The sequence below is a fragment of the Bradyrhizobium tropiciagri genome, from assembly GCF_001189845.1.
Lineage (GTDB): Bacteria > Pseudomonadota > Alphaproteobacteria > Rhizobiales > Xanthobacteraceae > Bradyrhizobium > Bradyrhizobium tropiciagri.
The window spans coordinates 1-1,500 of the sequence record NZ_LFLZ01000170.1 but is presented as its reverse complement, the minus strand read 5'-3'; the positions used below and the strand labels follow the sequence as shown (position 1 = coordinate 1,500).

Below are 1,500 nucleotides of genomic sequence, written 5' to 3'. Positions count from 1 at the left end.
ACTACATCGGACGAAGCCCAACAAACGCGCACACGCGCTCCCGGCGCGGGCCTTGACTCGGCGAGGCCAGATATCATCTTGGCCGTAATTTTCAGAGCGTTCTCCGTCTCGACGGTCACGCGGGTCATGCCGCCGACGAACGAAATGGACAGGACTTCCCCAGTCAAGGCATTAACGTCTTCTTTGACGTTCTCATCGATGGCATAGATCCGCACTCTTTCGGGTCGGACCATAACCAGGCACTCAGATCCCTCGCTCCATCTGCCGTCAGGTACAGTGATGGAACGATCGCCGGCGATCACCATCCGACCACCCGCCTCCATTCGTCCGCTCATCAGATTCGATTCACCGATGAACTCTGCCACGAAGCGATTGCAAGGTTTGAAGTACAATTCATCCGGCGTCCCAAGCTGGGCGATTTCGCCCATCCTCATCAGGCAGATGCGATCCGACATGTTCAGAGCCTCTTCCTGATCGTGGGTAACGTAAATCAAGGTTGTTCCCAGGTCCTTGTGAAGACGCTTGATTTCGCCCTGCATCTGCTCGCGCAAGTTCTTGTCCAACGCACCCAGCGGCTCGTCCATCATGATGATGGCAGGCGAATAGACGATGCAGCGCGCAATTCCGACGCGCTGCTGCTGACCGCCGGACAATTGGCGCGGCTTGCGATCCTCAAAGCCGCGGAGGCCGACGCGATCGAGAGCCTCCATCACCTTGCCGCGGATCGTCTTGCAGGGATGGCGGCGGGCACGCAATGGATAAGCCACATTCTCGAAGACGCTCATATGCGGCATCAGGGCATAATTCTGGAATACCATCCCTATGTCCCTCTCCCGCGGTGGCATCCGGGTGATGTCGCGCCCGTCCAGGAGAATAACCCCGGTTGTCGGTCCAATCGCACCTGCGATCAGGTTGAGCAGCGTCGTCTTGCCCGAGCCTGACGGACCAAGCAGGGTCAGGAATTCCCCCTTCTCCACGATGAGGTTGGTCGGATGCAAGGCCGCCACCGGGCCGAACATCTTCGATACACCCTTCAGGGCGATCCCATGGGCAAGATCAACGTCAAGGCCGGCGCCGTTCTGCATCCGGGTCACTCCATTAGCAAAACGGTGTGAGTGGCCGGCGAACGCCCGCCAATCGAGTACATGGTCCAACTCCCGGCGCGACTGAAACTCGTCAACGGTTTCCTCTTTCCTGATATGAGGCATCATGTAGTGCTGCGTCCCCTTATGTGGCCAACCGAATTGTCCTATTCAACAATCAACTATCAATCGGGGTTGATCTCTTCGTCGCGATCGCCACGATACAAACGAACAACGAAACTCCCATTAGCAAGGTAGACACCGCGGCTATCACCGGCGACACCTCCCACTCGATGGCGCTGAACATTTTCACCGGCAGAGTAATCGTGCCTTTACCGGCAAGAAACCACGAAATGACGACTTCATCGAAGGATAGCAAAAACGCAAAAAACGCAGCGCTCACGAGCGACGGCACGAG

The 1,500-nt window shown here is 57.1% G+C and carries 2 protein-coding genes; both read right to left on the bottom strand.

Features of this window, described 5'->3' with window-relative positions; genetic code table 11:
- Window positions 1–1,211: ABC transporter ATP-binding protein (locus AKN84_RS44250; protein WP_202814732.1), on the bottom strand; the 1,211-nt coding region annotated here is incomplete at its 3' end.
- Between the two features lie 49 nt (window positions 1,212–1,260).
- On the bottom strand, window positions 1,261–1,500 hold a 240-nt coding region (locus AKN84_RS44245; RefSeq protein ID WP_430649981.1), incomplete at its 5' end, for an ABC transporter permease.